The sequence below is a fragment of the Nocardia farcinica genome, from assembly GCF_029867845.1.
GTDB classification, from domain to species: domain Bacteria; phylum Actinomycetota; class Actinomycetes; order Mycobacteriales; family Mycobacteriaceae; genus Nocardia; species Nocardia farcinica_A.
This window is the reverse complement of the sequence record NZ_JARWRU010000237.1, coordinates 1-7,565: the sequence shown is the minus strand read 5'-3', so window position 1 is coordinate 7,565 and position 7,565 is coordinate 1. Positions and strand designations below refer to the sequence as shown.

The window sequence follows — 7,565 nt, the reverse complement described above, 5'->3', positions numbered from 1 at the left end:
TACCTGCACTACTTCACCCTCGTGCTGGAACCGCGCGACATCATCTACTCGGTGCTCAAGGCGGTGATCTTCGTGACCATCACCTCCACCATCCAGTGCTACTACGGCTACTACGCCACCGGCGGCCCGCAGGGCGTCGGCGTGGCCGCCGGGCGCGCGATGCGCACCAGCATCACCGTGATGATCATCGCCAACATGCTGCTGACCATGGCGTTCTGGGGCGTCGAGTCCGGCGCCAGGTTCGGAGGATGACCCGATGCCGATAGCGTTCGAAACCGACGGCCGCGGCCACTCCGACACCAGCCTGCTCTTCCGCGGCATCGCCTTCCTCGCGGTGGTCGCGGCGCTGGCGGCGTGGATGGTCGCCGAGTTCAACGGCGATCTCTCGGACTCGGTGCGGGTGACCGGCCTGATGACCGAGATCGGCGACGGCCTGCCGGAGAACTCCGACGTCAAGTTCCGCGGCGTGCTGGTCGGCTCGGTGCGCGGGGTCACCCCGTCCTCCGGTGAGGGACAACCCAACCGCGTGCACATCGACATCGACCCCGAGCACGCGGCGGGCATCCCGCAGACCGTCACCGCGCGCGTGGTGCCGAGCAACGTCTTCGCGGTGTCCTCGGTGCAGCTGGTGGACAACGGGCCGGGCCCGGCGATCCACGACGGCTTCGCCATCCCCGAGGACACCGGCCTGGCCACCGTGCAGTTCCAGACCGCGCTGACCCAGATGCGCGAGATCATCGCGGCGATGAGTCGCAGCGGCACCGACGACACGGTGGGCCTGATCGGCGCGCTCGCCCAGGCCACCGACCGCAAGGGCGCCGACCTGGTGCGCGCGGGCGCGCAACTGGAGACCATCGTGACCAGGCTCGACCAGGTCATGGCGCCCGACGGCGGACCGACCACGGTCGGCTCGCTGGTCGGCGCGGTGCGGGGGCTGGAGCAGTCGGCCCCGGAGCTGCTCGACGCACTGCACCAGGCGGTCGTGCCGATGCGCACGGTCGCGGAGAAGCGGGAACAGCTGAACGCCTTCCTGGCGGCGGGCCTGACCACCACGGGCACCATGGCCACCGCCTTCGAGAACAACACCGACCGCATGATCAGGATCTCGACCTCGCTGACCCCGGTGATCGGGGTCCTGGCCGACAACTCGGAGCATTTCGTGCCGATCACCACCCGGCTCGCCGTCACGGCGCAGAAGTTCTTCGACCACGTCTACCACGCCGATGTCGGCCTGGTGCAGTCGAAGATGATCCTGTCGCTGGCCCCGGCGACCCCCTATACCAGGGCCGACTGCCCCCGCTACGGCGATCTGGCCGGGCCGAGCTGCTTCACCGCGCCCACCACGGCGCCGGAGCAGTCCATGCCGCCGGGCCTCGACCCGGCGAATCTGATTCTGCCCGAGGGCTATGCGCCACCCGCCGGCTTCATGGGCGGCAATGTCGGCCCGGTGGGCAGCCCGCAGGAATTCGCCCAGCTCGGCGAGATCCTCGGGGAGCCGGTGAGTTCGGCCGCGGCCATCCTGCTCGGCCCGCTGCTGCGCGGCGCCGTGGTGACGATCGGTCCCGCGCCGGAGGAGACCACCCCGGTGCCGCAGGGGCAGGAGGCGGGCCGATGACCCAGCGCCGCACCCTGATCGGGCTCGTGCTGTTCCTCGTGGTGTCGTTCGTGCTCAGCTGGCTGGTGTTCGTCACCCTCCAGCGCGGCGTCGAGGGCTCGACGCGCTCCTACACCGCCACCTTCACCGACGTCAGCGGTCTGCGCACCGGGGACGACGTGCGCGTGGCGGGGGTGCGGGTCGGCCGGGTCGACAGGATCGAACTGGACGGGCACCTCGCCGCGGTCACCTTCCGGGTCCAGGACGACCAGACCCTCTACACCACCACCAGAGCCGCGGTGACCTACCAGAACATCATCGGCCAGCGCTATCTGGCGTTGTCGGAGGGCGCGTTCGACGTGCCGGTGGAGAAGCTGCCCGACGGCGGGCGCATCCCGGTCGAGCACACCGAACCATCCTTCGACATCGCGGCCATGCTGCGCGGCTTCGAGCCGCTGTTCACCGTGCTCGACCCCGACCAGGTGGACAAGATCACCGAGACGCTGATCCTCGCCCTGCAGGGCGACACCGGGTCGCTGGCCACGCTCATCGCCCAGACCTCCGCGCTGGCGCAGTCCTTCGCCGGGCCGGACCGGGTGCTCGACGAGGTGATCGTCAACCTGGACGCGGTGCTGCGGAGCCTGGCCGCCCAGAGCGGGAATCTGGAGTCCGTCATGGCCACCACGGAGGAGATCTTCACCGCGCTGGCCGCGGAACGCGACCGGCTCACCGGCCAGATCGACGCCATCTCCACCACCGTGGGCAGCATGTCGGAGGTGTTCACCGGCATCGACCCGAGCATGCGCGCGCTGCTGGCCCGCGAGCCCGGCTTCACCGGCCACATCACCGGCAACGCCGAGCGTTTCGCCTACCTCTTCTACAACATCCCGGTGACGCTCAAGGGTTTCGCGCGCTTCACCCAGGACGGCGCCTCCGCCAACGCCTACATCTGCAACCTGAACATCACCCTCATTCCGGGATTGAGCCACCTGATCCCCGATGTCGTCGCCGGCCTCTCGCCGGACGGCAAGATCCAGCAATCCGCGAAGTGCCGGTGATCCCATGACCGATCATGCGCAGACCCCGCGTCCCCGCAACACCTCGGCGGCGGGCTCCGCCGTGCGCCGGGCCGCCCGCTCCCTGCTCGCCACGGTCACCGCCCCGGTCGAGCGGCACGACCCGCTGCGCCTCGGCGCGGTGGCGGTGGCCCTGCTGACCGTGCTCGTGCTCGGGGTGGTCGGCATCAGCCGCATCGGCTTCGGCAAGGTCACCTATGAAGCCGAGTTCGCCCAGGCCGCCCAGCTCACGCCGGGCGACCAGGTGAGCACCGCGGGCGTGCCGATCGGCACGGTCGAGTCGCTGCGCCTGGACGGTGATCGCGTGCTGGTGCGCATGAGCATCGACCGCGACGTCGATCTCGGCGCGCAGACCCGCGCCTCGATCAAGCTGACCACCCTGCTCGGCTCCCGCTACGTCGACATCGCGCCGGCGGGCGAGGGCTCGGTGCCCGACCGCCGGATCCGGTTGTCGCACACCTCCGTTCCCTACGACCTGCAGACCGCGCTGCAGAACGCCACCACCACCTTCGAACAGGTCGACGCCGACCGCATCGCCGACTCCATGGCGGTGCTGGCCGACCAGCTCCAGGGCGCGCCCGCGCTGGTGCCGGACATGCTGCGCAATATCGAGAACCTGTCGGGGGTGATCGCCGATCGCCGCGACCAGCTCGGCACCCTGCTCGCCAGCACCGAGGAGCTGACCACCGCGATCCGTGACCAGCAGCTCACCCTCGGCCGGATGGTCAACCAGGGCGCCGTCCTCGTCGGGGAGCTGAACACCCGCATCGAGGCGCTGGGCAGGCTCATCGACGCGAGCAGCACCCTCATCCAGCGCCTCGACGAGATGCTGGGGGAGCAGCAATCACAGATCGTGCGGCTGCTCACCGATCTGGAGCGCCTGGTCGGCGCGCTGTCGGCCCGCCAGGACGTACTGCGCAGCACACTGGAGATCCTGCCGGTGCCGGTCCGCAACTTCACCAACGCGCTCGGCAGCGCCAACGCCCTGGACTTCAACGCGCCCGCGGGCACGCTCATCGACTCCTGGATGTGCGCGGTCGGCAACCAGGCCCGCTCGATGACGCTGGCCGAATACTTCAAGGACTGCAGATGAGCACGCGCACGGTACTCGCCCGTCTCCGCCTGCTGCCCGCCCTGCTGGTGGCCGTGGTCCTGGCCGCCTGCTCGGCGGGCACGCCGTGGTCGGACGACACCATGACGATCACCGCCCACTTCGACAACGCCAACGGCCTCTACGTCGGCAATGCCGTCGATGTGCTCGGCATGCGGGTCGGCCGGGTCACCGGCATCGAGAACCGGGGCGGATTCGTCGAGGTGAGGATGGAGATCGACGCCGAGGTGCCGATCCCGGCCACCGCCGAGGCAGTCACCCTGTCCACCTCGGTGCTGACCGACCGCCACGTCGAACTCACCCCGCCCTACACCGACGGCCCGAAGATGCGCTCCGGCGATCTGATCGGCCTCGACCGCACCAGGACTCCCGTCGAGATCGACCGAGTCCTCGCCATGGTGAGCAGGTTGTCGGTCGAACTCAGCGGTGACGGCGCGGGACAGGGCCCGATCGCCGACCTCGTCGCGGTCGGCGCGGCCGCCACCGAGGGCAACGGCGCGCTGATGCGTCAGGCGCTGGGCCAGCTGGAGCAGGCCCTTCGGCTCAGCGCCGACGGCGGCGCGCAGACCGGCGCCCAGGTCACTGCCATCGTGGCGAACCTGAACGCGCTCGCGCAGGCCGCGGCCTCCAACGACGAGCTGATCCGCTCCTTCGGCGCCGACCTCGGCGCGCTGCTGGAGTTCCTCGCCTCCGAGTAACTCGGCACCGGCACCACCGGCGCGCAGCTCAACGAACTGCTCGCCCAGACCGCCCAGCTGCTGCGCGACAACCGGGAACTGGTGCGCAACACCGTCTCCGGCACCGACGTGGTCACCCAGGCGATGGCCGACTACCAGCGCGAGCTGGCGGAGGTGCTCGACGTCGGACCGCTGATGCTCGACAACGCCTACAACGCCGTCGACCAGCAGGCGGGCGCTCTGCGCGTGCACGGCCTGATCGACCGGATGGTCCTGGACGGCCAGCTGGTCAAGGAGGTCTGCAACATCCTCGGCCTGCGCCACCTCGGCTGCGCCACCGGGACTCTGCAGGACTTCGGGCCCGACCTCGGTATGGCCTCCATCATCACCGCGATGGCGGAGATGCCGCGATGAGCCCGGCGCGCAGAGGATTCCCGGCCCGCAAGTCCCTCGCGGCGGCGACGGTGGCGGTCACGCTCGCGCTGGGCTCGACCGGCTGCGGTATCGGCCTGGAGAGCGTGCCGCTGCCCGCACCGGGGCTGTCCTCGGACACCTACGAGCTGACCGCCGTGTTCGTCAACGCGCTCAACCTGCCCGACCGCGCCAAGGTGCGGCTGGCGGGCGGTGACATCGGCGAGGTCGCGGACATGCGCGCCGCCGATTTCCGCGCCGTGGTCACGCTGCGCATCCGTGCGGCGACCCGGCTACCGGTCGGCACCACCGCCGAACTGCGTTCGGCCACCCCCCTGGGCGATGTGTACATCGCGCTGACCCCGCCGCCGGACGCCGGGCCGCAGACCTCGACGCTCGGCGACGGCGACACCATCCCGGTGAGCGCGACCACCGCCGCGGCCACCGTGGAGGAGGCGTTGACCACCAGCGCCATGCTGGTCAACGGCGGCGCCATCCGCGATCTGACCACCCTGGTCAACGATCTGGGCAACGCCGTGGGCGAGGACGGCGACCGGGTGGCCGCGCTGATCCAGCAGTCGCGGGAGCTGATCGCCACCCTGACCGCCCGCTCGGGCGAGATCACCGAGGCGCTGACCGCCACCGGCAGGCTCACCGCCACGCTGGCCGCCCAGGACGCGGCGATATCGGAGTCCATCGCCGCCGCCGGGCCCGCGCTCGAGGTGGTCTCGGCCGACACCGCGCAGCTGCTGCGGCTGGTCACCGAAATCGACCGGATCACCACCCAGCTGGCGCGGTTCCCGTCCGTGCAGGGCACCGACACCCGTTCGGTGATCGCCGATATGAATCTGCTCTCGGATGTGTTCAACCAGGCCGCGCTCAACCCGCACGCGGACCTGAACCTGGTGAACAGCATGCTGCTGCCGTTGATCAAGGCCACCAGTTCCACCTCGGCACACGCCGACATCAGCATCGAGGGTGTCGCCGTCGGCCCGGTCGACGACCCTGGACACGCCGCCGACCCCGGCCTGCGTGTCCCGGATCTCAGCGACTGGGCGGCCATGATCGGCAGCCTCGAATTCCTGCTGCTGCGGTTGCAGGACCGGTTCGGCGGAGGCGCCCGATGATCGTCAAGGCTGTTCTGGAGGCGCCGGCGAAGGCGCTGGTGTGGATCGCGCGCACCGGGGCGCGGCAGAAGCTCTGGCTGTCGGCGACCGCGCTGGTCGCCACCCTCGTGCTCGGCTGCGTCTACATCGTGTTCGGCGCCCTGCGCCTGGACCCCACCGCCGCGACCATGCGGGTGCGCGTGCATCTGGCCGAGTCCGGCGGCCTGCTGCCCGGCCAGGACGTCACCGTGCGCGGTGTCTCGGTGGGCCGGGTGCGCGCCGTGCGGCTCAGCGACGACGGGGTGGTGGCGATCGCCGAGATCGACGCGGGCGCGCGGATTCCGGCCGATTCGCGGGTGAAGGTGTCGGCGCTGTCGGTGGCGGGCGAGCAGTACCTCGACTTCCTGCCCGACGCCGACGAGGGACCGTACCTGAGCGACGACGCCGAGATCGCGGTGGAGCGGACCGAGATCCCGCCCTCGCTGCCCGATCTGCTCGGTGACTTCAGCGGCGCCCTCGCCCAGCTCGACCCGGGGCGGGTGGAGACCATCGTGAAGGAACTCGGCGTCGAGCCGGGCGGGGTGCGCAAGCTGGAATCGCTGCTCGACGGTGGCATGTTCATGATCTCCACACTGGATTCGGTGCTGCCGCAGACCGTCCAGCTGCTCGAGACCAGCAAGGTCACCCTCGGCACGCTCGGGGAGGTCGCGCCCGGCATGCGCGCGCTGTCCGCGCACGCGGCCGCGGTGCTCGGCGGGGTCGCGGCCATGGACGGCGGCGCCAGGCAGCTGCTCGACCAGGGCCCGGAGGCGTTGCGCGCGCTCGACGACATCATCGCCGACAGCTCGCCGACCATGGTCCGGCTGCTGGTCAATCTGGCCACCGTGGCGGAACTGCACTACGCGCGCCTGCCCGCGCTCGAGGCGCTGTTCCCCGACCACCGCGGCTCCACCATCGAGGCCATCGGCTCGACCTTCCGTGACGGCGGCACCTGGGGCATCGTCGATCTGTACATGCGCTACAGCTGCTCCTACGACCTGCCGCGGCTGGCGCCCTCGGTGCCCGACTACCCGGAGCCCTACCTCTACACCTATTGCCCCGACCCGGACCCGAGCGTGCTGGTGCGCGGCGCCCGCAACGCGCCACGGCCGCCGGGCGACGACACCGCGGGCCCGCCGCCCGGCGCCGACCCGCACGCCACGGCCGGTCCGACGCCGATGACGCCCTACACCATCGAAACCCCCTACGGCGGACCGGATCTCACTCCCGGCGGGTAGGCCGAGCCGGTCTCCGAACAGCGCAGCCCACCGAAAGGAAGCACATGAAGAGCGACACCGTGGCACCCGGCGAGGTGTCGGCCGACCTGCCTGCCACCGAGGCGGTGGCCGACCGCGACAAGGCCGTCGAGGAGAACGTCGCGGCGCGGGAAACCGTGTCCGCTGCCGTGGATCTCGGAAAGAAGCCGGATGCGGACGCGTCCGCCGAGCGCGCGGCGACCCGCCCGGCGGGCGCGGGGGGGGGGGGCTCGGGCGCGGCGGGCCCCGCCGGGGGGGGGGGGGGTGGCGGGGGCGGGGGGAGGGCCGGGGGCCG

Annotated in this window: 7 protein-coding genes and 1 pseudogene; all 8 read left to right on the top strand. The window is 71.1% G+C overall.

Annotated features, from left to right (window positions below):
• Positions 1 to 252 (top strand): ABC transporter permease (locus tag QH283_RS04960; protein ID WP_280501829.1); only part of this gene is annotated, 252 nt, incomplete at its 5' end.
• A 4-nt stretch (positions 253 to 256) separates the two neighbouring features.
• Positions 257 to 1,615 (top strand): MCE family protein, encoded by a 1,359-nt coding sequence (locus QH283_RS04955; RefSeq protein WP_280501828.1) that lies wholly within the window; start codon positions 257 to 259, stop codon positions 1,613 to 1,615.
• The gene (locus QH283_RS04950) at positions 1,612 to 2,652 is read left to right on the top strand and encodes an MCE family protein (protein WP_280501827.1); all 1,041 of its coding nucleotides are present in this window, start codon (positions 1,612 to 1,614) and stop codon (positions 2,650 to 2,652) included. The genes QH283_RS04955 and QH283_RS04950 overlap by 4 nt, the downstream gene beginning before the upstream one ends.
• A gap of 4 nt (positions 2,653 to 2,656) precedes the next feature.
• Positions 2,657 to 3,763 carry an MlaD family protein gene (locus QH283_RS04945; protein WP_280501826.1) on the top strand — a complete coding sequence of 369 codons (1,107 nt, stop codon included), beginning with the start codon at positions 2,657 to 2,659 and terminating at the stop codon, positions 3,761 to 3,763.
• A pseudogene (locus QH283_RS30285) lies at positions 3,760 to 4,872 on the top strand (MCE family protein). Before QH283_RS04945 ends, QH283_RS30285 begins: the two are co-directional and overlap by 4 nt.
• On the top strand, positions 4,869 to 5,996 hold the full coding sequence (locus QH283_RS04935) for an MlaD family protein (RefSeq protein ID WP_280501825.1): 1,128 nt from the start codon (positions 4,869 to 4,871) through the stop codon (positions 5,994 to 5,996). The pseudogene QH283_RS30285 and the gene QH283_RS04935 overlap by 4 nt, the downstream one beginning before the upstream one ends.
• On the top strand, positions 5,993 to 7,252 hold the full coding sequence (locus QH283_RS04930) for an MlaD family protein (protein ID WP_280501824.1): 1,260 nt from the start codon (positions 5,993 to 5,995) through the stop codon (positions 7,250 to 7,252). Before QH283_RS04935 ends, QH283_RS04930 begins: the two co-directional genes overlap by 4 nt.
• Before the next feature lie 44 nt (positions 7,253 to 7,296).
• A partial coding sequence (locus QH283_RS04925; RefSeq protein ID WP_280501823.1) for a hypothetical protein occupies positions 7,297 to 7,565 on the top strand: 269 nt, incomplete at its 3' end.

What these genes read in the sequence shown, in the direction of transcription:
- QH283_RS04955 (WP_280501828.1), top strand. Translation starts at nt 257, where the DNA reads ATGCCGATAGCGTTCGAAACCGACGGCCGCGGCCACTCCGACACCAGC.
- QH283_RS04950 (WP_280501827.1), top strand. Translation starts at nt 1,612, where the DNA reads ATGACCCAGCGCCGCACCCTGATCGGGCTCGTGCTGTTCCTCGTGGTG.
- QH283_RS04945 (WP_280501826.1), top strand. Translation starts at nt 2,657, where the DNA reads ATGACCGATCATGCGCAGACCCCGCGTCCCCGCAACACCTCGGCGGCG.
- QH283_RS04935 (WP_280501825.1), top strand. Translation starts at nt 4,869, where the DNA reads ATGAGCCCGGCGCGCAGAGGATTCCCGGCCCGCAAGTCCCTCGCGGCG.
- QH283_RS04930 (WP_280501824.1), top strand. Translation starts at nt 5,993, where the DNA reads ATGATCGTCAAGGCTGTTCTGGAGGCGCCGGCGAAGGCGCTGGTGTGG.